Source organism: Rahnella sp. RFA10(1/100), assembly GCF_004195115.1.
GTDB lineage: Bacteria > Pseudomonadota > Gammaproteobacteria > Enterobacterales > Enterobacteriaceae > Rahnella > Rahnella perminowiae.
In genome coordinates this window covers 61,725-85,012 of the sequence record NZ_SEWR01000003.1, presented here as the reverse complement: position 1 = coordinate 85,012, position 23,288 = coordinate 61,725, and the positions used below count along the sequence as shown (strand labels likewise).

23 protein-coding genes are annotated in these 23,288 nt (G+C 52.3%); 10 read left to right on the top strand and 13 right to left on the bottom strand.

Annotated features, from left to right (window positions below):
* Both secD and secF read left to right on the top strand, forming a co-directional pair.
* Positions 1-1,848 (top strand): protein translocase subunit SecD, encoded by a 1,848-nt coding sequence (gene secD, locus ETV65_RS10780; protein WP_129952857.1) that lies wholly within the window; start codon positions 1-3, stop codon positions 1,846-1,848.
* Between the two features lie 73 nt (positions 1,849-1,921).
* Positions 1,922-2,833, top strand: coding sequence for a protein translocase subunit SecF (secF, locus tag ETV65_RS10775; protein ID WP_217139566.1), 912 nt, complete (start codon positions 1,922-1,924; stop codon positions 2,831-2,833).
* Between the two features lie 79 nt (positions 2,834-2,912).
* On the opposite strand, the gene ETV65_RS10770 is transcribed toward secF, so the two are convergent.
* Positions 2,913-3,476 (bottom strand): DUF3251 domain-containing protein, encoded by a 564-nt coding sequence (locus ETV65_RS10770; RefSeq protein WP_129952855.1) that lies wholly within the window; start codon positions 3,474-3,476, stop codon positions 2,913-2,915.
* A gap of 160 nt (positions 3,477-3,636) precedes the next feature.
* On the opposite strand from ETV65_RS10770, the gene nrdR reads away from it, so the two are divergent.
* The 6 genes from nrdR (at position 3,637) to pgpA (ending at position 7,982) form a co-directional block, all read left to right on the top strand.
* On the top strand, positions 3,637-4,086 hold the full coding sequence (gene nrdR, locus ETV65_RS10765) for a transcriptional regulator NrdR (RefSeq protein WP_015698341.1): 450 nt from the start codon (positions 3,637-3,639) through the stop codon (positions 4,084-4,086).
* A gap of 9 nt (positions 4,087-4,095) precedes the next feature.
* Positions 4,096-5,244, top strand: a complete 1,149-nt coding sequence (gene ribD / locus ETV65_RS10760) for a bifunctional diaminohydroxyphosphoribosylaminopyrimidine deaminase/5-amino-6-(5-phosphoribosylamino)uracil reductase RibD (protein WP_129952854.1) — start codon at positions 4,096-4,098, stop codon at positions 5,242-5,244.
* 123 nt (positions 5,245-5,367) lie between these two features.
* Entirely contained in the window at positions 5,368-5,838 is a 471-nt protein-coding gene (gene ribE, locus ETV65_RS10755; RefSeq protein WP_013576664.1) for a 6,7-dimethyl-8-ribityllumazine synthase, read from the top strand.
* 20 nt (positions 5,839-5,858) lie between these two features.
* Positions 5,859-6,272, top strand: a complete 414-nt coding sequence (nusB, locus tag ETV65_RS10750; RefSeq protein WP_013576663.1) for a transcription antitermination factor NusB — start codon at positions 5,859-5,861, stop codon at positions 6,270-6,272.
* Positions 6,273-6,438: 166 nt separating this feature from the next.
* A complete protein-coding gene (thiL, locus tag ETV65_RS10745) occupies positions 6,439-7,425 on the top strand; it encodes a thiamine-phosphate kinase (protein ID WP_129952853.1) in 987 nt (328 codons plus the stop codon).
* Between the two features lie 62 nt (positions 7,426-7,487).
* The gene (pgpA, locus tag ETV65_RS10740) at positions 7,488-7,982 is read left to right on the top strand and encodes a phosphatidylglycerophosphatase A (RefSeq protein ID WP_129953312.1); all 495 of its coding nucleotides are present in this window, start codon (positions 7,488-7,490) and stop codon (positions 7,980-7,982) included.
* A gap of 68 nt (positions 7,983-8,050) precedes the next feature.
* On the opposite strand, the gene ETV65_RS10735 is transcribed toward pgpA, so the two are convergent.
* From ETV65_RS10735 to xseB, 4 genes are all read right to left on the bottom strand, one after another.
* Positions 8,051-9,025: an aldo/keto reductase gene (locus tag ETV65_RS10735; protein WP_129952852.1), complete on the bottom strand. Its 975-nt coding sequence runs from the start codon at positions 9,023-9,025 to the stop codon at positions 8,051-8,053.
* A gap of 149 nt (positions 9,026-9,174) precedes the next feature.
* Positions 9,175-11,037 (bottom strand): 1-deoxy-D-xylulose-5-phosphate synthase, encoded by a 1,863-nt coding sequence (gene dxs, locus ETV65_RS10730; RefSeq protein WP_129952851.1) that lies wholly within the window; start codon positions 11,035-11,037, stop codon positions 9,175-9,177.
* An 18-nt stretch (positions 11,038-11,055) separates the two neighbouring features.
* Positions 11,056-11,985, bottom strand: a complete 930-nt coding sequence (ispA, locus tag ETV65_RS10725; RefSeq protein WP_129952850.1) for a (2E,6E)-farnesyl diphosphate synthase — start codon at positions 11,983-11,985, stop codon at positions 11,056-11,058.
* 6 nt (positions 11,986-11,991) lie between these two features.
* Positions 11,992-12,234, bottom strand: coding sequence for an exodeoxyribonuclease VII small subunit (xseB, locus tag ETV65_RS10720; RefSeq protein WP_129952849.1), 243 nt, complete (start codon positions 12,232-12,234; stop codon positions 11,992-11,994).
* Positions 12,235-12,510: 276 nt separating this feature from the next.
* Between xseB and thiI the strand changes: the two genes are divergently transcribed.
* A complete protein-coding gene (gene thiI, locus ETV65_RS10715; RefSeq protein WP_129952848.1) occupies positions 12,511-13,959 on the top strand; it encodes a tRNA uracil 4-sulfurtransferase ThiI in 1,449 nt (482 codons plus the stop codon).
* Positions 13,960-14,071: 112 nt separating this feature from the next.
* On the opposite strand, the gene yajL is transcribed toward thiI, so the two are convergent.
* The gene (gene yajL / locus ETV65_RS10710; RefSeq protein ID WP_129952847.1) at positions 14,072-14,680 is read right to left on the bottom strand and encodes a protein deglycase YajL; all 609 of its coding nucleotides are present in this window, start codon (positions 14,678-14,680) and stop codon (positions 14,072-14,074) included.
* Positions 14,643-15,554 carry a 2-dehydropantoate 2-reductase gene (panE, locus tag ETV65_RS10705; RefSeq protein WP_129952846.1) on the bottom strand — a complete coding sequence of 304 codons (912 nt, stop codon included), beginning with the start codon at positions 15,552-15,554 and terminating at the stop codon, positions 14,643-14,645. The genes yajL and panE overlap by 38 nt, the downstream gene beginning before the upstream one ends.
* Before the next feature lie 238 nt (positions 15,555-15,792).
* On the opposite strand from panE, the gene ETV65_RS10700 reads away from it, so the two are divergent.
* On the top strand, positions 15,793-16,284 hold the full coding sequence (locus ETV65_RS10700) for a YajQ family cyclic di-GMP-binding protein (protein ID WP_129952845.1): 492 nt from the start codon (positions 15,793-15,795) through the stop codon (positions 16,282-16,284).
* Between the two features lie 165 nt (positions 16,285-16,449).
* Here ETV65_RS10700 and ETV65_RS10695 read toward each other — a convergent pair whose 3' ends face one another.
* The 6 genes from ETV65_RS10695 to cyoB form a co-directional block, all read right to left on the bottom strand.
* A complete protein-coding gene (locus ETV65_RS10695; protein WP_129952844.1) occupies positions 16,450-17,748 on the bottom strand; it encodes a Gfo/Idh/MocA family oxidoreductase in 1,299 nt (432 codons plus the stop codon).
* Between the two features lie 169 nt (positions 17,749-17,917).
* On the bottom strand, positions 17,918-19,282 hold the full coding sequence (locus ETV65_RS10690; protein ID WP_129952843.1) for an MFS transporter: 1,365 nt from the start codon (positions 19,280-19,282) through the stop codon (positions 17,918-17,920).
* Between the two features lie 172 nt (positions 19,283-19,454).
* Positions 19,455-20,339 carry a heme o synthase gene (gene cyoE, locus ETV65_RS10685; protein WP_129952842.1) on the bottom strand — a complete coding sequence of 295 codons (885 nt, stop codon included), beginning with the start codon at positions 20,337-20,339 and terminating at the stop codon, positions 19,455-19,457.
* Between the two features lie 18 nt (positions 20,340-20,357).
* Positions 20,358-20,690, bottom strand: a complete 333-nt coding sequence (locus tag ETV65_RS10680) for a cytochrome o ubiquinol oxidase subunit IV (RefSeq protein ID WP_013576648.1) — start codon at positions 20,688-20,690, stop codon at positions 20,358-20,360.
* Complete coding sequence (locus ETV65_RS10675; protein WP_013576647.1) at positions 20,690-21,304, bottom strand: cytochrome o ubiquinol oxidase subunit III; 615 nt, start codon at positions 21,302-21,304, stop codon at positions 20,690-20,692. The genes ETV65_RS10680 and ETV65_RS10675 overlap by 1 nt, the downstream gene beginning before the upstream one ends.
* Positions 21,294-23,285 (bottom strand): cytochrome o ubiquinol oxidase subunit I, encoded by a 1,992-nt coding sequence (gene cyoB / locus ETV65_RS10670; protein ID WP_013576646.1) that lies wholly within the window; start codon positions 23,283-23,285, stop codon positions 21,294-21,296. The genes ETV65_RS10675 and cyoB overlap by 11 nt, the downstream gene beginning before the upstream one ends.
* Between the last annotated feature and the right edge of the window lie 3 nt (positions 23,286-23,288).

Sequence of the window (23,288 nt, the reverse complement as noted above, 5' to 3'; positions counted from 1 at the left end):
GTGTTAAACCGTTATCCTGCGTGGAAGTATCTGATGCTGATCGTTGTGGTCATCGTCGGGCTGCTTTATGCACTTCCCAACCTTTATGGTGAGGATCCGGCTGTTCAAATCACTGGTGTTCGGGGTTCCGACGCCAGTGCAGCAACACTGGATCAAGTCCGTAATGTATTAGACCAAAACAAAATCCAGAGCAAATCGATTGCCCTGGAAAATGGCGCTATTCTTGCCCGTTTTAAAGACACAGACGTACAGCTTCGTGCACGTGAAGCGCTGACTGAAGCGTTGGGCGACAAGTTTGTTATTGCACTGAACCTCGCGCCGGCAACGCCGCGCTGGTTGAGTATGCTGGGCGCTGAGCCGATGAAGCTGGGCCTCGACTTACGTGGTGGTGTGCACTTCCTGATGGAAGTGGATATGGATACCGCGTTGAGTAAGCTGCAAGAGCAGACCATGGACAGCATGCGCAGTGACCTGCGCGACAAGAATATTCCTTATGCCACGGTGCGTAAGCTCGACAACTATGGCGTTGAAGTGCGTTTCCGCGATGCTGCGACCCGTGATTCTGCAGCCAGCTATCTGAGCCCACGTCATCGCGATTTAGTGATCACTAACAGCGGTGACAATGCTTTGAGTGTGGTGATGACTGATGCCCGCCTGAGTGAAGCCCGTGAGTACGCCGTTCAGCAAAACATCAATATCCTGCGTAACCGCGTAAACCAACTGGGCGTCGCTGAGCCACTGGTACAGCGTCAGGGTTCCGACCGTATTGTGGTTGAACTGCCGGGGATTCAGGATACTGCACGTGCCAAAGAAATCTTAGGCGCGACCGCGACCCTGGAATTCCGTCTGGTTAACACCAACGTGGATGCTTCTGCTGCTTCAACCGGTCGTGTACCGGGCGACAGCGAAGTGAAAGACATGCGTGATGGTCGCCCGGTTGTATTGTACAAGCGGGTGATTCTGACCGGTGACCATATCACTGATTCCACATCCAGCATGGATGAATACAATCAGCCACAGGTCAACATCTCACTCGACAGCGCTGGCGGTAACGCCATGTCTAACTTCACCAAGGATAATATCGGCAAACCGATGGCAACCTTGTTCGTGGAGTACAAAGACAGCGGTAAGAAAGATGCCAACGGCCGTGCGATTCTGGCGAAACAGGAAGAAGTTATCAACGTGGCGACTATTCAGTCACGTCTGGGCAACAGCTTCCGTATCACTGGCGTCAACGATCCGAATGAAGCCCGTCAGTTGTCCCTTCTGCTGCGTGCCGGTGCGTTAATCGCGCCAATTCAGATTGTTGAAGAACGGACCATTGGCCCGACCTTAGGGATGCAAAACATCACTCAGGGTCTGGAAGCGTGCTTGTGGGGCCTGGTGGCATCCATTCTGTTTATGGTGGTCTTCTACCGTAAATTTGGTGTGATCGCGACGACCGCGCTGATTGCGAACCTGGTCCTGATTGTCGGGATCATGTCTCTGCTGCCTGGTGCGACGCTGACCATGCCGGGTATTGCCGGTATCGTACTGACGCTGGCGGTGGCCGTCGACGCCAACGTACTGATAAACGAACGTATCAAAGAAGAGTTGAAGAACGGGCGTTCCGTTCAGCAGGCGATTCATGAAGGCTATAAAGGCGCGTTCTCCAGTATCGTTGATGCCAACATTACGACCCTGATCACGGCAATTATTCTTTATGCAGTGGGTACCGGTTCGATTAAAGGCTTTGCTATCACCACCGCTATCGGTGTGGCAACCTCGATGTTTACGTCGATCGTGGGAACCCGTGCCATCGTGAACCTGGTTTACGGCGGCAAACGCATTAAAAAGCTGTCTATCTGAGGAGTGCGTTGTGGCACAGCAACAACCATATACTGTTGAACAACTGAACTACGGCCGTAAAGTTATCGACTTTATGCGCTGGGACAACGTGGCCTTCTGTATTTCAGGCCTGTTGTTTATCGCATCCGTTGCGATTATGGGCGTTCGCGGGTTCAACTGGGGTCTGGATTTCACTGGCGGTACCGTCATTGAAATCAGCCTTAGCCAGCCCGCTAACCTGGACGTAATGCGTGCCGATCTGGAAAAAGCAGGATTCAAGGATCCTGTTGTTCAGAACTTCGGTAGCAGTCGTGATGTGATGGTTCGCCTTCCACCTGTATCGGGTAATGCCGGTCAGGAACTGGGGAATAAAGTCCTGAGTCTGGTGAATGCGGATATCGACAAAGACGCGACCGTGAAACGTGTTGAGTTTGTCGGCCCGAGCGTGGGGAGTGATCTGGCGCAGGCTGGCGGCATGGCGCTGCTGATGGCGCTGATTTGCATCCTGATCTATGTCGGTTTCCGTTTTGAATGGCGACTGGCGCTGGGGGCGGTAATCGCACTGGCGCATGACGTGATCATCACCATGGGCGTATTGTCACTGTTCAGGATCGAAATTGACCTGACCATCGTCGCGTCCCTGATGTCCGTTATCGGCTACTCGCTGAATGACTCCATCGTGGTATCGGACCGTATTCGTGAAAACTTCCGCAAAATTCGTCGCGGTAATTCTTACGAAATCATGAACGTGTCCCTGACCCAGACGTTAAGTCGTACTATTATGACCTCAGCGACCACGCTGATGGTGGTTCTGATGCTCTATATCTTTGGGGGTGCGTTGCTGGAAGGCTTCTCACTGACCATGTTGATTGGCGTGTCGATCGGTACGGTTTCGTCAATCTACGTGGCGTCCGCGCTGGCCCTGAAACTGGGTATGAAGCGTGAGCACATGTTGCAGCAGAAAGTGGAAAAAGAAGGCGCAGATCAACCTTCGATTCTGCCGTAAGTTGCTGATGGTTCCGTTATCGGAATAGAAAACCAAAACCCCGCGACGCGGGGTTTTTTTTATCTGCTGTTTGCGGTTTTTATCGGGTTACGACAGGCAGGGACTGTGGCGTTGCCACAATATTATGCAGATGTACAAATCCCAGCGTTTCGACAGTCACCTGGTCAAACTTCACATCGACTGTTTTCACCGGACCCGGCAGAAGGTCTGGCTCGACGGTAATGGTCTGGGTCTGCATATCGACAGTCAGCGGCTTGCCTGTAACCGGATCGAGCTGTCCCCAGCTCAGAGATGCCGTAAACGCTGGCAATGGCTGACCGGCATTATTTTTGATTTCCAGTACGGCCTGTACGCCGCTGGCGTCCGGAGCGATACGGGTTAGCTGAAGACTTAATTCACCAATGTTACTTTTGAGCAATGCGGCACTTTTGGCTGCCGGTAATAAATAGACACCATTATCCGACTGGCGGTTGAGGGTGGTTTGCTGTTCCAGTGCGAGGGCCAGATCGGTCAGGTGTTGCAGCTTTTGATTAAGCTGCCCGACTTCCGTTTTCAGGGCCGGTATTTGTGAATTTTGCGTCGCGCAGCCCGTCAGGCTGAACAATGCGGCGCAGACCAACAAAAGGTGTGGATGTTTTGTCATATCAGAGACTTCCTTTCATCTGCCCGTTGAAACATTCCATCCGGGCACCCATATCGATAGCTAAGTTTAACCCGATGTCGATGAAAGTAGCGACAGCCTTTGTTGTCGGCACACTTCGGGTTAAACTACTGTTCAATTGAGTTCGCGATCAGGAAGTGCTATGCATTGCCCATTTTGTGCCGCTGTTGATACTAAAGTCATCGATTCCCGTCTGGTAGGCGATGGATCGCAGGTTCGCCGTCGCCGTCAGTGCCTGGTGTGCCATGAACGTTTCACCACGTTTGAAGTGGCGGAACTGGTGATGCCGCGCGTCATTAAAAGCAATGAAGTTCGTGAACCGTTCAACGAAGACAAACTTCGCGGTGGCTTTCTGAAAGCGCTGGAAAAACGCCCGGTAAGTTCCGATGACGTCGAAACTGCCATCAGCCACATTAAGTCGCAGCTGCGTGCGACCGGCGAACGTGAAATCCCGGCTAAAATGATCGGTAATTTGGTGATGGACGCCCTGAAAGGGCTGGATAAAGTCGCCTATATCCGCTTTGCGTCGGTGTATCGCAGCTTCGAAGATATTCGTGAATTTGGTGAAGAAATCGCCCGCCTTCAGGACTAAGGAAAGCTGATGTCGTCTGAACAATCTGCAAAGCCACTCTCCGCCGAAAACCATACCGATGAGCGCTATATGGCGCGGGCTTTCGAGCTGGCGCGCCGCGGGCGTTTTACCACCACACCTAACCCTAATGTCGGTTGTGTCATTGTATTGAATGGCGAAATTGTGGGTGAAGGCTATCATTTGCGTGCCGGTGAACCCCATGCAGAAGTTTACGCATTACGCATGGCCGGTGAGAAAGCCAGAGGGGCGACCGCTTATGTGACCCTCGAACCGTGCAGTCATCATGGGCGTACACCACCGTGTGCCGATGCATTGCTGGCGGCAGGCGTCGCCCGCGTGGTAGCGGCGATGCAGGATCCTAATCCGGAAGTGGCAGGGCGGGGTTTGTACCGGCTCAAACAAAACGGCGTGGATGTTAGCCATGGGCTGATGCACCCGCAGGCTGAAGCGGTGAATCTGGGTTTCCTCAAACGGATGCGCACCGGTTTTCCCTATGTTCAGCTTAAAATGGGTGCCTCTTTAGATGGCCGAACGGCGATGGCTTCTGGCGAAAGTCAGTGGATCACCTCGGCGTCGGCCCGTGCTGATGTTCAGCGCTTTCGCGCAGAAAACTCGGCGATCCTGAGCACCAGTGCCACGGTTCTGGCTGACAATCCTTCGCTTAATGTACGCTGGAGCGAACTGGGCAGTGAAGTGCAGGCAATTTATCCCGAGGAAAATCTGCGTCAGCCATTACGGATTATTCTCGACAGTCAAAACCGCGTGACACCACAGCATCAGCTGATGAATTTACCGGGGGAAGTATTACTCGCACGGCTGGAAACTGACTCGCAAGCCTGGCCGGAGTCTGTTGAACAATGGCGCGTGGCCGGACGCGACAATCGTATTGATCTGGTTCTGCTGATGATGCAACTGGCGAAACGTCAGGTTAATTCCATCTGGGTGGAAGCCGGCGCACAACTGGCCGGTGCCTTATTACAAGCCGGTCTGGTTGATGAATTAATCGTTTATATGGCGCCTAAGTTATTGGGCAATAATGGTCGGGCACTGTGTGAACTGCCAGGATTGCAGCATCTGGCGGATGCGCCGGAATTTATTTTCAGCGATATCCGCCAGGTCGGCCCTGACTTACGTTTGCGTCTGAAACCGGTGTATTGAGAATTTTACTCCTCCCTGCGGAATGGCTTTAAAAGCGCATGTCCAGACAGGGTTATTTTATGATAGAATCCGCCCCCCTGCGGCTGGGGTTGAGAAACTCCTGAACCCACTTTAAGGAAAACTATGAACGTTATCGAAGGTGTTGTAGCCACGCCTAACGCGCGCGTAGCGATCGCGATTGCTCGTTTTAACAATTTTATCAATGACAGCCTGCTTTCAGGTGCTGTTGATGCATTAAAACGTATCGGTCAGGTCAGCGATGACAACATCACCGTAGTCTGGGTCCCGGGCGCGTACGAATTGCCTCTGGCAACCCGCGCACTGGCTGAAAGCGGCAAATACGATGCGGTTGTTGCACTTGGCACCGTGATCCGCGGGGGCACTGCCCACTTTGAATTTGTGGCGGGCGAATGTAGCTCTGGCCTGTCCAGCGTTGCCATGAACAGCGAAATCCCGGTTGCCTTTGGTGTGCTGACCACAGAAAGCATTGAACAAGCCATCGAACGCGCAGGGACAAAAGCCGGTAACAAGGGTGCAGAAGCTGCACTGACCGCGCTTGAAATGATTAATGTTATCAAGGCTATTAAAGCCTGAATCTAGTTAAGGGGAAATCCGTGAAACCTGCTGCTCGTCGCCGCGCCCGTGAATGTGCCGTTCAGGCGCTTTACTCCTGGCAGTTGTCGAAAAATGACATCGCCGATGTTGAATTAGAATTCCTGACCGAGCAGGATGTCAAAGACGTAGACATTGCCTATTTCCGCGAACTGCTGGCTGGTGTAGCAAACAGTGCTGAGAAACTCGATGCACTGATGGCGCCGTACCTGTCCCGCCAGCTGGATGAACTGGGCCAGGTGGAAAGAGCAATTTTGCGTCTGGCTCTGTTTGAGCTAAGCAAACGCCAGGACGTCCCTTACAAAGTGGCGATCAATGAAGCCATTGAACTGGCGAAAACTTTTGGTGCTGAAGATAGCCATAAGTTCGTCAATGGTGTGCTGGATAAAGCAGGCCCGCATATTCGTAAAAAATGATCATCAAAAAAGTTTCGGCTTCAGTCACAAATGGCGACAGTCATTTTGGCCTGATAACCGTCTCTGTTGATAATCTGGTGATGTCACCTGGTTTATCTTTTGTGTGACACCCTTCTTAAGGCCGGATTTCCGGCCTTAAGTCATTCTAACGATTTGGAAATGTACTATGTCATGCGGCGAATTTGATGTAATCACTCGCTACTTTAACCGGTTCAGAACCGCCCGACAGGATGTTCATTTAGGCATTGGTGATGATTGTGCCCTGCTGACGGTAGGCGAGAAGCAACTATTAGCAGTCAGCACCGACACGCTGGTCGAAGGCATCCATTTTCTCAAAACGATTTCACCGGCAGACCTGGGCTATAAAGCGCTGGCGGTTAACCTGAGCGATCTGGCTGCTATGGGTGCCGATCCTGCGTGGGTTTCTCTGGCGCTGACACTGCCGGAAGTGAACACTGACTGGTTGCAGGCATTCAGCGACAGTCTGTTTGAACAGCTTAATTATTACGGCATGCAGTTGATTGGCGGGGATACGACACGCGGACCGCTGAGCATGACGTTAACCATTCAGGGTCTGGTGCCTGCGGGGCGTGCGTTAACCCGCGCCGGTGCGGGCATAGGCGACTGGATCTTTGTTACCGGTACGCTGGGTGATAGCGCAGCTGGCCTGGCGATTTTGCTGGAACAGCTGAATGTTGATGATGCGAAAACTCGCGAATTTCTGCTTAAACGCCATCTGCGTCCGTCGCCACGTGTTTTACAGGGGCAGGCGCTGCGCGATTTAGCCACCTCAGCCATCGATCTGTCCGACGGGCTGGTTTCCGATCTTAAACATATACTGAATGCCAGCGAATGTGGTGCACGCCTCGATCTTGATGCGATCCCTTTCTCGCCAGCCATGAATCAGGTGGCGGATCCGGAACAGGCACTGAAATGGGCACTGACCGGCGGTGAAGATTATGAACTTTGCTTCACTGTGCCGGAAATTAACCGGGGTGCGCTGGATGTTGCGCTGAGCCATCTGGGTGTCAACTTTACCTGTGTGGGTCAGATTGCGCCGCTTTCAGAAGGTATTAAGTTTATGCGTTCAGGCGTACCGGTCGAACTTGAATGGCAAGGTTTTGACCACTTTGCCGGAGAGGAATTGTTGTGAATATAGGCCGTAAAAAACGCCCGGCGGGGTACAAAGGAAAAACCGGAGATCCGGTTCAGGACATGGCTGCGGCCAAAAAGCGTCTGGATCTGCGTAATCCGTGGCATTTGCTGGCGACAGGTTTTGGCAGCGGTTTATTCCCTGTTGGCCCTGGCACGGCGGGCTCCGTCGCCGCGATCCCGTTCTGGATTGTCATGACCTACCTGCCATGGCAGGTGTATTCGATGATCGTTATGTTCAGCATTTGTATCGGGGTTTATCTTTGCCGCCAGACCGCGCGCGACATGCGGGTTCATGACCATGGCAGTATCGTATGGGATGAATTTGTCGGTATGTGGATCACACTGATGGCGATCCCGGTCAATGACTGGCGCTGGGTGTTGATCGGATTTATCGTTTTCCGTGTGCTGGATATCTGGAAGCCGTGGCCCATCCGCTGGTTTGACCGCAACGTACAGGGCGGAATGGGTATTATGATCGATGATGTGGTCGCCGGTGTGCTTGGCGCGGCTATCATCTATCTGGTCGGGCATCACTGGCCGCTGGGCCTGTTCTGATCTTCGTGACCATGCAGTGAAAAGGCGTTACAGGATTGGCCTGGTAACGCCTTTTTTGTCATCTCAGATTACTGGAAACCGGTCGCCTGATGCGGCACATACGCCATTTCCAGCTCGGCGATTTCCTCAATGGAAAGTTTCACCTCCAGTGCGGCGATGGCATCTTCCAGATGAGCGGGGCGCGAAGCACCGATTATAGGCGCGGTAACGATATGTTTACTTAAGATCCACGCCAGGGCGATCTGCGCTCGTGATACGCCATGATCTTCCGCTATTTTCCCGACACGCTCAGCGATTTTACCGTCGGCCTCATCGGTCGCGTCATACAGCGTTTTGGCAAAATTATCGGAAACTGAACGGGCGGTGGTTTCTCCCCACGGACGCGTGAGTTTACCGCGTGCCAGCGGACTCCAGGGCAACACTGCAATATTTCTTTCCAGGCACAGCGGGTACATTTCGTTTTCTTCTTCACGCTGGATAAGATTGTACTGATCCTGCATTGAGACAAAACCCGCCCAGCCATTTTGCTCAGAGACATCTAATGCGTGTTTGAACTGATGTGCATGCATGGAAGACGCGCCAATAAAACGCGCTTTGCCGGCTTTTACTACGTCATTCAACGCCTCCAGCGTTTCCTCTATCGGTGTTTCGTAATCCCAGCGGTGGATTTGCAACAGGTCGACATAATCCATGTCCAGACGGCGCAGGCTGTCATCGATGGATTGCATAATCGAGGCCCGTGAAAGCCCGGGTTTTAAGCCGGTGACCGCGTGATACACTTTAGTCGCCACGACAATCTCATCGCGCCTGGCAAAATCCTTCAGGGCACGGCCGACGATTTCCTCGCTGCTGCCGTCAGAATAACTGTTAGCGGTGTCAAAAAAATTAATCCCCGCATCCAGCGCTTGCCGGATGATAGGACGGCTGCTCTCTTCCGGCAGTGTCCACGCGTGGGTGCCGCGATCCGGTTCGCCAAAAGTCATACAGCCGAGACACAGGCGGGAAACTTTCATACCGGTTTTTCCGAGCGTAATGTATTGCATGATGTCTCCTGGTAAGCATGAAGTGATAACAGAAAATCGTGAAAATGATTAGCACGCTATAACTGTAGCTTAAAGCAGGGCAGGCTCGTGTGACTGAAAAGGAAATCGGAGGGGAAAACCCCTCTTTCAGGAAGAAAGAGGGGGAATAATCAGGCCAGCCAGTCAGTTATCTGACGGTCAATGCCTTCGGCATCCAGCCCTAAATCATGACGGATTTCGTCCTGTGTACCTTGCGCAACAAAGCTGTCCGCCAGACCGATATTCAGTACAGGCACCAGGATTCGCCTGGACATCAACAGTTCATTTACGCCGCTGCCCGCGCCGCCCATGATGGCGTTTTCTTCCAGCGTGACCAGCACTTCATGGCTGGCGGCCAGTTCCTGAATCAGCGCTTCATCCAGCGGTTTTACAAAGCGCATGTCAACGACGGTGGCGTTGCGTTTTTCTGCTGCGGCCAGCGCTTCCGGCAGCAATGTACCGAAGTTCAGGATCGCTATCTTTTCGCCTTCACGACGCACGACGCCTTTCCCGATGGGCAGAGAAGCCAGCGGTTCACAGGAAGCACCGGTACCATTACCACGCGGATAGCGTACGGCAACCGGCCCGTTGTTATGGTGATAACCGGTATGCAACATCTGGCGACATTCGTTTTCATCGCTCGGCGTCATAATGGTCATGTTCGGGATGCAGCGCAGGAAGGAGAGATCGAACGCGCCCTGATGCGTCTGACCATCAGCGCCGACGATGCCACCGCGGTCGATAGCAAACAGTACCGGCAGATTCTGGATCGCTACATCATGGATAACCTGATCATAAGCGCGTTGCAGAAACGTTGAATAGATCGCCACAACCGGCTTGTATCCGCCAATCGCCAGGCCTGCCGCAAAGGTGACGGCGTGCTGTTCGGCGATGGCCACATCGAAATATTGTTGCGGATATTCGCGTGAAAAACGCACCATACCGGAGCCTTCGCGCATCGCCGGCGTAACGGCCATCAGCTGGCTATCTTTGGCGGCGGTTTCGCACAACCAGTCACCGAAAATTTTCGAATAGGTCGGCAGACCTTCTTTGCTTTTCGGCAACGTGCCGGAAGCCGGATCGAATTTAGGCACCGCATGGAAACTGATGGGATCTTTTTCGGCTGGCGCGTAGCCTTTGCCTTTTTTAGTCATAATGTGCAGTAACTGCGGGCCTTTCAGGTCCCGCATGTTTTTCAGCGTCTGCGTCAGCGCCAGCACGTCATGACCATCTACCGGCCCGATATAGTTAAAGCCCAACTCTTCAAACAACGTGCCTGGCACCATCATGCCTTTCAGATGTTCCTCGGTTCGGCGCACCAGTTCTTTAATCGGTGGCAGGCCAGACAGGACCTTCTTGCCGCCTTCACGCAGACGCGAATACAGTTTGCCGGAGAGCAGTTGTGCCAGGTGGTTATTTAGCGCCCCGACGTTTTCGGAAATCGACATCTCGTTGTCGTTGAGGATCACCAGCATGTCGGGTTTAATGTCGCCCGCATGGTTCATCGCTTCAAACGCCATACCTGCTGTGATCGCACCATCGCCAATCACACACACGGTGCGACGGCCTTTACCTTCACGTTCAGCCGCGACAGCCATGCCGAGACCTGCACTGATTGAGGTCGATGAGTGACCGACGGATAGGGTGTCGTATTCGCTTTCACCACGCCACGGGAACGGGTGCAGACCGCCTTTCTGACGGATGGTAGAAATACGGTCACGGCGACCGGTCAGAATTTTGTGCGGATAGGCCTGATGGCCGACATCCCAGACAACGTGATCGAACGGTGTGTTATAGACATAATGCATCGCCACGGTCAGTTCAACCGTCCCCAGACCGGACGCAAAGTGTCCGCTGGACTGACTGACGCTGGCCAATAAATATTGGCGCAACTCATCGCAGAGCTTAGATAAGCTCTCTTTAGGAAGTGAGCGGAGATCTTCAGGATTCTCCGCCAGCATCAGTGTCGGGTATTTCGCTAATTCAAGACTCATCAGTTGCTCATAGTAAGTTTAATTATCGCGTTCAATGATAAAGCGGGCTAACGCGAGAAGTGGCGCCGTGTTGTAGGAAAGTGCGGCCAACTGATCCAGTGCGGAAACGGCTTCCTGATACAGGTCTGCGGCCTTGGTTTTCGCGCCATCCAGCCCCAGCAGGGCAGGATAGGTACTTTTCCCGAGTTGCTGGTCAGCACCCTGACGTTTACCGAGCGTAGCGGTATCGCCAACCACGTCCAGAATATCATCCTGAACCTGAAATGCTAAACCAATGGCCTGCGCGTAGTTATCCAGTATCGGTAAAACGGCACGTCCGGTTTCACCGGCTGCCAGCGCGCCCATGCGCACAGCGGCGCGGATCAGCGCACCGGTTTTATGACGATGAATTTTTTCCAGCGCCTCCAGGCCAACCTGCTGGCCTTCCGCAGCTAAATCCAGAGCCTGACCACCACACATACCGCTGACTCCGCTGGCGCGGGCCAGTTCGGAAATCATCGCCAGACGATCTTTTATGGCAACATCCGGCATTTCGCTGTCAGCCAGAATAGAAAACGCCAGCGTTTGCAGGGCATCGCCCGCCAGAATCGCATTAGCTTCGCCAAATTTAATGTGGCAGGTTGGCTGACCACGGCGCAAATCGTCGTCGTCCATGGCCGGTAAATCATCATGTATCAGTGAATAGGCATGAATACATTCCACGGCAGCCGCAGGCGCATCGAGATTTTTCAGATCGAGGCTGAACAACTGGCCGCTGGCGTAAACAAGATATGGACGCAGACGTTTACCCCCCAGCAGCGCGCCGTAACGCATGGCTTCAACCAGCGGTAAATCTGCCAGCGGCTGTGCGCTGACATAGGCTGTTAGTACCTCATCGACACGCTTTTGCATTGCGCGCAGTTCACGGGTAAATCCGCCAGCGCTGGAGAGAGAGATCGCTTCAGACATGACCCGTTACTCGGCTTCTGGGGTGAACGGCGTCAGCGGAGCATCGTTGTCGCTGTCGAGCAGGATCTGAACGCGTTGTTCTGCCTGTTGCAGCTTTTGTTGCCCCTGACGTGCCAGCTGGACGCCTTGCTCAAATTCGTTGAGTGCGTCTTCTAACGGTAGCTCGCCCGACTCAAGGCGGGAAACAATCTGTTCCAGTTCGGCCAGAGCCGTTTCAAAATTGGCAGGTGATGCAGATTTTTTTGACATAATTCTCTTTTAATATCGTTGATCAGAACGGATGATCGAAGTACTGAGGCGACAGACTCAGCGCTCAGCCTCAAGAGACATTCCTGTTCAGTATGAGATCGGCTACAGGGTTTTGTGCACAGAGTACCCATTTTAAGTGATATACTCTGCGCCGCAGATATTATTGCTAAGCCCAATGTGACACATAATGAACATTTGGCTTAGCAATAATAGGATCCTAGATCCTTATTCAGCGACTTACTACCCCGTTTTTTCACCCGCTAACAAAAGACTGCCATGAAGTTTATCATTAAATTGTTCCCTGAAATCACCATCAAGAGCCAATCTGTGCGTTTGCGCTTTATTAAGATCCTCTCAAGCAGCATTCGCAATATTGTGCGACCGCATGATGAGACGCTGGCGGTGGTTCGCCACTGGGATCATATCGAAGTTCGCAGTAAAGACGAAAGTAAACACGACCTGATTCAGGAATTGCTCTGCCGCATTCCGGGTATCCGTTATGTGGAAGAAGTTGAAGACCGTCCTTATACCGACGTTCACAATATCTTTGAGCAGGCGCTGGAAGCTTATCGCACTGAAGTAGAAGGCAAAACTTTCTGCGTGCGTGTTAAACGTCGTGGCAAACATGACTTCACGTCTACTGAAGTTGAGCGCTATGTCGGCGGCGGTCTGAATCAGCACATCGAATCGGCCCGTGTGAGCCTGACCGCTCCGCAGGTCACGGTGAAACTGGAAATTAACGACGATAAACTGGTGCTGGTAAAAAGCCGCCTCGAAGGTCAGGGCGGTTACCCGATTGGTACACAGGAAGATGTGCTGTCACTGATTTCCGGTGGCTTTGACTCCGGCGTATCCAGTTATATGCTGATGCGTCGTGGCTGTCGTGTGCATTATTGTTTCTTTAATCTTGGCGGTGCCGCGCATGAAATCGGCGTAAAACAGGTGGCTCATTATCTGTGGAACCGTTTTGGCAGCTCGCATCGTGTGCGTTTTATCGCGGTTGATTTCGAACCGGTAGTGGGTGAAATACTCGAAAAAGTCGAAGACGGCCAGATGGGTGTGGTGCTGAAACGCATGATGGTGCGAGCGGCGTCTGCTATCGCTGAGCGCTACGGCGTCCAGGCACTGGTGACAGGTGAGGCGTTGGGGCAGGTGTCCAGCCAGACACTGACCAATCTGCGTTTGATTGACAATGTTTCGGACACGCTCATCCTGCGCCCGCTGATTTCTCACGATAAAGAGCACATCATCAGGATTGCCCGTGAAATCGGTACCGAAGATTTTGCCAAGACCATGCCTGAATACTGTGGAGTGATTTCGAAAAGCCCGACGGTGAAGGCGGTGAAAGCCAAGATCGAAGCTGAAGAAGCAATGTTCGATTTTGACGTGCTGGATAAAGTGGTCAGTGAGGCGCGCAATGTCGATATTCGCGAAATCGCTACGCAGGCAGCCGAAGTCGTACCGGAAGTGGAAACGGTGGCGGAGTTTATCTCAACAGACATCGTTCTGGATGTCCGCGCACCGGATGAAGTGGAAGCACAACCGCTGGCACTGGAAAATGTTGAAGTGAAACCGCTGGCGTTTTACAAACTGGCCACTCAGTTTGGCTCTCTCGATCAGAGCAAAACCTATCTGTTATATTGTGACCGCGGCGTCATGAGCCGTTTGCAGGCGCTGTATCTGAAAGAACAGGGTTTCGATAACGTTAAGGTGTATCGCCCTTAGTTTTTACCCTTCAGGCTGCAGGTGCGCTGGCTTTCCTCTTCCCGTCGGGGCCAGCGCAGGCGCAGTTCAACAGGTTGCCCTACAGCCCGAATTATTTCGGGTATCTGATGGTTCAGGATTCCCGGGCACCTTCATCGGTATAATTATAAATCCCCGGCGCAAGAACCAGTTGCGCGGCAATCTCTGCCGCTTTGGTTTTACCCAGCAACAGATCGATAATCTTCAGGGCAAACTCCATGGATGTGCCCGGTCCCTGACTGGTCAGAAGATTAACGCGTGGATCGAAAATTACGCGACGATCGGACCATTTGTTCGGGTCGATCTTATCCCTCAGGCCCGGGAAGCCAGTCATGTTGCCTACCGGGAATAAATCGTGATATTCCAGCACCAGCGCAGGAGCGGCGCAGATGGCGGCAACGATTTTACCGCTGACGTGCATCTGTCGGACTTTCTCCACCAGCAACGGGCTTTCACTGAAGCAGGTTGCACCGGCGAGGCCGCCTGGCAGTACGATCACGTCATGCTCATCATCTGCGACATCCACCAGCGCGACGTCGGCCAGAATCCGCACGCCGCGTGAGCAGCGGATCTCCAGATTGCCATCGCCGGCGACGCTGGCCGTGATGACGTTAATGCCCGCCCGCACCAGCAAATCAATTACGGTAACGGCTTCTATTTCTTCGCTACCAGGTGCCAGGCAGACCAGAACTGATGCGCTCATAATCGTTTTCCTTTCTCTTAATCTGTTCAAATAAGCGGGTATTCACCGGTAAATTCAGCCCATATTTCCGTCCGCGCCGCAGGACATAGCCGGTAATGTAATCAATTTCAGTATGACGCTGGCTGCGGATATCCTGCAACATCGATGAATGATTTGCTGACGTCGAGTCGATCACCTGATAGACAAAACTGAGTAAAGATTCGCTATGAATTTCAACGCCTTCAATGGCCATCACCTGTGCGACTTCCTGACAGATTTCTTCAATCTGCGCGGTATGGGCCAGTAAATCGCCGTTAGTGCAATTGTATATCGCCGTCAGCGGATTGATGACGCAATTCACCGCCAGTTTATTCCATAACGATGATTTGATGTTGTCATGCCACGCGATATCCGGTAACGCATTATGCAGCGTATCTGCCAGTGAACTCAGTGCAGCACCGCGCGGTGTTACCGGCCCGATGTGTGTGACACCCGCTGCGACATGGACAATTGCGTTGCTTTCATGACGTGCCGCATGGGTCGTCGCGCCTTGCAAAATGGCCAGACGATGGGGCGGTAATTCATCAACAGTACCCATGCCATTATGCAGCAGTAATATCGCGCAATTATCATCAAGCTTTGGCATCAGCGCGCTGACCGCGCCGGAAACCTGCCATGCTTTGAGCGTAACCAGCAGTAATTCGCTTTGTGCCAGATGTTCCGGGTCGTTAGTAGGCATATTGCGGTTAAAAGCAATGCCTTCCGGCGAGATAACGTTGACGGCACAAAATGGCTGCGGAATGCGGATCCAGCCCTGTACGTCGTGGCCTTGCTGATAAAGAGCCGAAAGCCAGAGTTGTCCCAGCGCACCGCAACCCAATACTGTTATTTTCATTGTGCCTCCCGGGAATCGTGGCGAAATAGAACCATGAAGAAGATAGTTGAAAGAATATTCTGCTGTCCGGTTATCTTATTAGTATAGACTTTTGTGCTACAGATCACATTTTCACCTGCACTTTATGAGCACCGGAGCATTTAATGTTTGGTGCTTTGCTGTCGTTTGGCATCGGCGGTTGAAGGCGGTATTATGCACGCCATATAACGCAACACAAAAACTACAGGGAGAAGCGATTATGCCGTCTTTTGACATTGTTTCCGAAATCGACATGCAGGAAGTGCGTAATGCCGTGGAAAATGCCAGTCGTGAACTGCAAACCCGTTGGGATTTCCGCAATATTCCTGCCAGCTTCGATCTCAATGAAAAAAATGAGAGTATTAAAGTGGCCAGCGAATCAGATTTTCAGGTGAACCAGCTGGTGGATATTCTGCGTGAGAAGTTAGCCAAACGTGGTATTGAAGGCGGGGCGTTGGAAATTCCGGAGCAGATGGAGCACAGCGGTAAAACTTACAGTGTTGAAGCAAAATTGCATTCCGGCATTGAATCCACGCTGGCGAAGAAAATCGTCAAGCTGATCAAAGACAGTAAGATTAAAGTGCAGGCGCAGGTTCAGGGTGACGAAGTTCGTGTCACTGGCAAAGCGCGTGATGATTTACAGGCTGTGATGGCACTCATCCGTAACGGCGATTTAGGCCAGCCGTTCCAGTTCAAAAACTTCCGCGACTGATAGCCGTCGTTCTTTGAGCGGCAGATGTGTTGACCATATTCAGTAACCCGAATCACTTACTCCGGTAAGCGCATCGGGTTCCTTCATTTGCCGCCTTCCTGCCGCTCAAATTACCTGGCTCTCTGGCAATTAACATGGGAACGCATTGCGTCCCTTTTTTGTGGGTTACTTGCGCTGGCGTAGTCTTTTCACCAGCTCGAAATCTTTAAAGTAAACAGGTTTGTCATACTGCATCGACAGGTTCCCGGCGATCCCGGTCAGGATCGACATGGCACCGGCGCGATGATCGGCTGCACGTTTTAACGGATCCTCTTTGCGCTCGCCGAACAAGTCTTCCAGCATCGCATTATCACCGCCGCCGTGACCACCTTCTCCCAGCTGGAATTGTGCCTTCCAGGGTTCGGCAAATAACGGATAAACCGTGATTTCCGCTTTTTCAATGCTGCCTTCTTTTTCGCGTTTCCCACCTGCGTTAACGTAAGACATCTCGACAATTTTCATTTCAATGCGTCCCCGGGTGCCGTTAAACACCACGTTCAGCCCTTCCCATGGCAGATATGCATTCAGTGAATAGGTCAGTTGCACCTTGTTCTGATATTTCACCAGCACGGATAACGTATCTTCAATATTGATGCCCTCGCTGAATACACTCTGATCACGGAAGTAGTTATCTTCGTGTTCCGCATCCAGATACAGCGCTTTAAGCTGGGCATTATTTGCCATATGCAGTGCAAACGGATCATTTTGTGCCTGTGTGTAGCCATGCGCACGCGGATAAAATTCTGTCATGCCGCGTTTCTCAGCATTCTCTTTCCCGTAAAACCGCAGGTCACCCTGGGCGTACACTTTTTCCGGCGTACTGTTCAGCCAGAAGTTCATCAGGTCAAAATGATGGGTGGATTTATGCACCAGCAGGCCGCCGGAATTGCGTTTTTCACGGTGCCAGCGACGGAAGTAATCTGCACCATGTTCGGTATTGAGCAGCCATTCAAAATGAACTGACAGCACTTCGCCGATAGTATCCTGCATCAGCAGTTCGCGTATTTTGCTGTGATGCGGCGCATAGCGGTAATTGAACGCCACACGCACCTGATAACCGGTGGCATCGACCGCATCCAGAATACGCAGCGCCCGGTGTTCATCAATGGTCATCGGCTTTTCAGTAATGACGTCGCAACCGGCGTGCAGGGCGCGGACGATGTAATCATCATGCGTGCGGTCCATGCTGGTGACAATCACGATATCCGGTTTGGTTTCGTCGAGCATCGTATTGAAACCGGCCGCTTTCCAGGTCGGTACCCGGGCGACGCCACTTTGCTCAAGCTGGCGGTTCGCATAATCCATTCGCGTCTGGTTTGTATCACAGAAAGCCACAAATTTTGCATTGTGGCGGTATTTGCCGGTGATCGCTTCAATGTATAAACCCGAGCGACCGCCGGTGCCAACGAGAGCATATGTTTTCATGAGATCCTCAAAAGGCCCGAAAGCCGTCATCACTGACAAAATTTTTGTTAAGGAATTCCTGAGGATAATGATTACTGAGGTTTTTTAAGTGAGGGGAGTCACGCGGCAGAGATAAAAGTGAAACGCTGTGCCAGTTTGCCAGCACAGCGTGTTTTTGTCAGGAGGGCAATCAGGCCGCGCTGACCAGTTGTTCGAGCGCTTTACGGTTAGTCTGTTTGGTATCCACTTTCACATAGGCACTGAATTCTTCCGGTACGACAACGGCTTCAGCCACACCTGGCTGTGCAAGGATCCGCGCCTGCAAGGCGGAATCTTTCACTGCCAGTTCAGATAAGGTGATACGCAGGCTACTGACATACGGCGGTTCAGTCATAGTAGAACTAACCAGCAACCAGACGACGGCAATTGCCGCACATACCAGGAATACTGTACCGGCACCGGCGTGTCCGTAAACATAACCGCCTAAGCTGCCACCAATTGCTACCCCGATGAACTGGCTGGTGGAGTAAAGTCCCATTGCCGTGCCTTTATAGCCTGCGGGAGATTCTTTACTGATTAGCGAGGGTAAAATCGCCTCCATCACGTTGAAGGCCAGGAAGAACAACTGGATACCGGCGATGACTGCCCATAAATGCAGGCCAGCAGCCCACAGCACGATTTCAGCCAGCAGCAACACCATCACGCAACCCATGAATACCTGTTTCATGTGGCGCTTTTTCTCGGCGTAAACGATCACCGGAATGACGGCAACGAAAGATGTCAGCATGGTGATCAGATACACCCGCCAGTGTTCACTCGGCGGGAAACCTGCATGTTCCATCACTTGCGGCAACACCACGAAACTCGACATCAGTAACACGTGAAGACACAGGATGCCGAAGTTCAGCTTCAGCAATTTAGCGTTACTCAGCACTTTACCGAAGCTGCCTTTCACCATGCTCGATTCACGGTTCAGGATGTGCGTGGCAGGGGAGGGCACCACGGCCACGGTGATGATGATACCGAGAATGGTCAGCGCCGCGATCGCCCAGAACAAGGCGTGTAAGCCCCAGGCGTGGGTGATGATCGGGCCGAGAACCATTGCAATCGCAAAGGTAATACCGAAACTGATGCCGATAAACGCCATCGCTTTGGTACGGTTTTGCTCGCGGGTCAGGTCAGAAAGCAGGGCCATCACGGCAGCTGCAATTGCGCCAGAGCCTTGCAAGGCACGACCTATGATCACGCCCCAGATAGATTCGGTGGAAGCAGCCACAATGCTGCCGATACAGAAGATGACCAGACCAAAGACGATCAGTGGTTTGCGGCCAACGCGGTCAGAAAGCAGGCCAAACGGGATTTGGAAAACAGCTTGTGCCAGTCCGTAAATACCGATGGCGATGCCGATCAGTGTTTCGCTGGCGCCGGACAGTTTCATGCCATAAGTGGTCAGCACCGGCAGCACCATGAACATGCCGAGCATGCGCAAAGAAAATACAGTCCCTAGTCCCCATGTAGCCCGACTTTCCTGCGGGGTCATCTGGTTATCGTTCACATTACTACCTCAAAATAACAATCCGACATTTTAATGATTAAGCCGGCTTGGGTAAAACGATGGATCTTTAGCAGATATTACGAAATTTGCCCGTCAGAGTGAGCAAAAGAAAAGGCCAGTATTGCTACTGGCCTTTAGCTGTGATTTCAGCGGGTTACACTGAACGTGTGCGTTACCAAACGTACGTCAGCAATGATGTCGGGGCAGAATTAAAATCCACGGACATCATGAAGCTCAGCGACATGATAGTGATGATGGAGAAACCAAACAGCTTCCTCGCCCACAGCACATCGTTTTCCGTTTTGTAACCCTTCAGTGCCATACCCAGCCACCAGATACTCACAGCGGCGGCGACGATCAGGTATTTATAACCTGCATAACCGCTCAGGGTCAGCATCAGTGTCGCAATCATAAAGGCCAAAATATAGACGATAATATGATGCTTGGCGACAGAAATGCCTTTCACCACTGGCAGCACCGGGATGCCCGCAGCCTGATAATCCTTGAAGCGGAAGATGGCAATCGCGTACGAATGCGGCATCTGCCACAGGCTGAAAATCAGAAGCAGGATCAGGGCACCGGTATCGAACTGGCCTGAAACGGCACAATAACCGATAACCGGTGGCGCTGCGCCAGATAAGCTGCCGATCAACGTGCCGTATACCGAGTTGCGTTTCATGTACAGGCTGTAAATGCCGACATAAACCACAAAGCCCATCACTGCCAGCCACATCGCCAGCGGATTTGCTCCGATATACAACAACGCAAAGCCCGCAATACCCAGAATGGTCGCGTAAACCAGGCTTGTTTTCGGCGGAATAAGCCCTTTCACCAGGACCCGGTTCTTCGTTCTTTCCATGATCCGGTCGATGTCGCGGTCGATAAAGTTGTTAAATACACAACCCGATGCGACCACCAGCGAAACACCGACCAGTGTGGCGAGAAAGAGTGGGAAGTCGATGCTGCCTTTGGCAGCAAGGAGAAATCCCCCGATGACAGAAATTAAGTTGCCGAAAATAATTCCTGGTTTCGTTACTTGCAGGTATTGCTTAATCATCACGTGCAGCTCGGCTCTTTAACTGACCATCATATTGAGGTTGAGGTTATACATAATCCACAATGAGCCCACAACAACGATAAAGATAATCACAGCGGTGAACAGAAGCGCCACCAGGTTCCAGCGCTCTTCCGACGACGTATTCATGTGCAGGAAGAACACTAAATGGACAACGATCTGGATGATGGCGGAAGCAACCACGGTACCCAGAATCAGTGAATGTGATGCCGTGTCGGTCATGACCATGGCAAACGGGATCACCGTCAGGATAACCGACAAGATGAAGCCAATAGCGTATGACTTCAGGCTGCCGTGGCTTGCGCCACCATGGGAAGTAGCAGAATGACTCATTACATCGCTCCCATCAGATAAACAACGGTAAACACGCAGATCCACACTACGTCAAGGAAGTGCCAGAACAGGCTCAGACACATCAGACGGGTTTTGTTAACTTCCGTCAGACCGCGACGTGAAACCTGAACCATCATCGTCAGGATCCAAATCAGACCACAGGTCACGTGCAGACCGTGGGTGGCGACCAGTGCAAAGAAGCCAGACAGGAAACCACTGCGTTGCGGGCCATAGCCTTCAGCAATCAGGTGATGGAATTCATAGAGTTCCATCCCGATGAAGCCTAAACCGAACAGGAATGTCAGGAACAACCAGCCGTTAACAGCGGCTTTGTTGCCTTTGTTCATGCCCAGCATGGCAAAGCCGTAAGTGATACTACTGAACAGCAGGCAGAAGGTTTCTACCAGCACGAACGGCAGTTCAAAAATGTCTTTACCAGAGGGACCGCCAGCGGTCCCGTTTACCAGCACTGCATATGTCGCGAACAGGCTCGCAAACAAAATGCAGTCACTCATCAGGTAGATCCAGAAGCCGAAGACTTTGGTTGCACCTGCATCGTGGTGCCCATGCTCAGCATGGGCCTCATCGTGGTGAGTCAGAGTATCAGTTGCCATGTTTCACACCTGCTTTACGGATTTGTTCATAATGTTGGTTTTCAATACGTTCCACTTCTTCAACTGGCACGTAGTAATCAACATCTTCGTCGAAGCTTTTCGCAATCCAGGTCGCAGCCAGGGCAATGAAGCTCACTGCAGCCAGCCACCAGATATCCCAGATTAAGGCGAAACCACAAACCAGACTCAGCATAGCGATGATGAAACCGGCGCCGCTGTTACGTGGCATATGAATCGGTTCATATTTAGCAGGCTGCTTGTAAGCGGTACCTTTCTCTTTCATGTCCCAGAACTCATCGCGGTCGTGAATTTGCGGCACGATGGCGAAGTTGTAGAACGGAGGAGGAGAAGATGTTGACCACTCCAGAGTACGTGCGCCCCACGGGTCGCCGGTCAGATCACGGTTCTGGTCGCGGTCGCGAACGGAAACGAAGATCATGATCAGCTGGCAGAGGATACCGCAGGCAATCAGTGCAGCACCGCATGCCGCAACAACCAGCAGCGGGTGGAACTCAGGGTCGATGTTCTGGCTGACACGACGGGTCATGCCCATGAAGCCCAGTACGTACAATGGCATGAATGCAACGAAGAAGCCGATGATCCAGAACCAGAATGAACGCACACCCCATTTTTCGTTCAGCGTGAAGCCGAAGGATTTAGGGAACCAGTAAGTCAGACCTGCGAAGCAACCGAAGACCACACCACCGATAATAACGTTATGGAAGTGGGCAATCAGGAACAGGCTGTTGTGCAGCACGAAGTCAGCACCCGGAACCGCCAGCAGAACGCCGGTCATACCACCTACAGAGAAGGTGATGATGAAGCCAACAGTCCACAACATCGCCGCGTTAAGCGTGATACGGCCCTGATACATGGTGAACAGCCAGTTGAAGATTTTTACCCCGGTCGGGATAGAAATGATCATCGTCATGATGCCGAAGAAGGCATTGACGTTAGCGCCTGAACCCATGGTGAAGAAGTGGTGCAGCCAAACGATGAACGACAACACGGTGATGGCGATGGTTGCCCATACCAGCGAGGTGTAACCGAACAGACGTTTTTTGGAGAAGGTCGCGGTCACTTCCGAGAACACACCGAATACTGGCAGAACCAAAATGTACACTTCCGGATGGCCCCAGGCCCAAATCAGGTTGATGTACATCATCATGTTGCCGCCCATATCATTCGTGAAGAAATGGGTGCCCAGATAACGGTCTAAAGTCAGCAGTGCAACAGTCACGGTCAGAATCGGGAAGGACACGATAATCAACACGTTGGTGCACAGTGCGGCCCAAGTAAATACCGGCATTTTCATCAGCGGCATACCCGGTGCGCGCATCTTCAGGATGGTCGCAAAGAAGTTAACACCGGTCAGCAAGGTACCGACACCGGATATCTGGAGACTCCAGATCCAGTAATCTACCCCGACCCCCGGACTGTATTCCTTACCTGACAGTGGCGGATAAGCTAACCAGCCGGTCTGTGCGAACTCACCCACACCCAGAGAGATGTTGATCAGCACAACAGCCGCGGCGGTAAACCAGAAGCTCACGTTGTTCAGGAACGGGAACGCAACGTCGCGCGCACCGATTTGCAAAGGAACAACCACGTTCATCAGACCGATTACGAAAGGCATCGCCATGAAGAAAATCATGATCACGCCGTGCGCGGTAAAGATTTGGTCGTAGTGATGAGGGGGGAGGAAGCCCGGCTCGCCCGCAGAGGCAAGGACCTGCTGGCTACGCATCATGATGGCATCGGCAAAACCACGCAAAAGCATGACGAAGGCCAGAATGATATACATGATACCTAATTTTTTGTGGTCGACGGAGGTCAGCCACTCGGTCCACAGATACTTCCACTTACCGAAATAGGTGATGCCGGCAACGACTGCCAGACCACCGATAATAATTGCGGCAACTGTGACCATGATAATCGGTTCATGATACGGAACCGAATCAAGCGTTAATTTTCCGAACATCTT

Coding starts and splice junctions, on each gene's coding strand:
- secF (WP_217139566.1), top strand. CDS start 1,922: ATGCGCTGGGACAACGTGGCCTTCTGTATTTCAGGCCTGTTGTTTATC.
- ETV65_RS10770 (WP_129952855.1), bottom strand. CDS start 3,476: ATGACAAAACATCCACACCTTTTGTTGGTCTGCGCCGCATTGTTCAGC.
- nrdR (WP_015698341.1), top strand. CDS start 3,637: ATGCATTGCCCATTTTGTGCCGCTGTTGATACTAAAGTCATCGATTCC.
- ribD (WP_129952854.1), top strand. CDS start 4,096: ATGTCGTCTGAACAATCTGCAAAGCCACTCTCCGCCGAAAACCATACC.
- ribE (WP_013576664.1), top strand. CDS start 5,368: ATGAACGTTATCGAAGGTGTTGTAGCCACGCCTAACGCGCGCGTAGCG.
- thiL (WP_129952853.1), top strand. CDS start 6,439: ATGTCATGCGGCGAATTTGATGTAATCACTCGCTACTTTAACCGGTTC.
- pgpA (WP_129953312.1), top strand. CDS start 7,488: ATGGCTGCGGCCAAAAAGCGTCTGGATCTGCGTAATCCGTGGCATTTG.
- ETV65_RS10735 (WP_129952852.1), bottom strand. CDS start 9,025: ATGCAATACATTACGCTCGGAAAAACCGGTATGAAAGTTTCCCGCCTG.
- dxs (WP_129952851.1), bottom strand. CDS start 11,037: ATGAGTCTTGAATTAGCGAAATACCCGACACTGATGCTGGCGGAGAAT.
- ispA (WP_129952850.1), bottom strand. CDS start 11,985: ATGTCTGAAGCGATCTCTCTCTCCAGCGCTGGCGGATTTACCCGTGAA.
- xseB (WP_129952849.1), bottom strand. CDS start 12,234: ATGTCAAAAAAATCTGCATCACCTGCCAATTTTGAAACGGCTCTGGCC.
- thiI (WP_129952848.1), top strand. CDS start 12,511: ATGAAGTTTATCATTAAATTGTTCCCTGAAATCACCATCAAGAGCCAA.
- yajL (WP_129952847.1), bottom strand. CDS start 14,680: ATGAGCGCATCAGTTCTGGTCTGCCTGGCACCTGGTAGCGAAGAAATA.
- panE (WP_129952846.1), bottom strand. CDS start 15,554: ATGAAAATAACAGTATTGGGTTGCGGTGCGCTGGGACAACTCTGGCTT.
- ETV65_RS10700 (WP_129952845.1), top strand. CDS start 15,793: ATGCCGTCTTTTGACATTGTTTCCGAAATCGACATGCAGGAAGTGCGT.
- ETV65_RS10695 (WP_129952844.1), bottom strand. CDS start 17,748: ATGAAAACATATGCTCTCGTTGGCACCGGCGGTCGCTCGGGTTTATAC.
- cyoE (WP_129952842.1), bottom strand. CDS start 20,339: ATGATTAAGCAATACCTGCAAGTAACGAAACCAGGAATTATTTTCGGC.
- ETV65_RS10680 (WP_013576648.1), bottom strand. CDS start 20,690: ATGAGTCATTCTGCTACTTCCCATGGTGGCGCAAGCCACGGCAGCCTG.
- ETV65_RS10675 (WP_013576647.1), bottom strand. CDS start 21,304: ATGGCAACTGATACTCTGACTCACCACGATGAGGCCCATGCTGAGCAT.
- cyoB (WP_013576646.1), bottom strand. CDS start 23,285: ATGTTCGGAAAATTAACGCTTGATTCGGTTCCGTATCATGAACCGATT.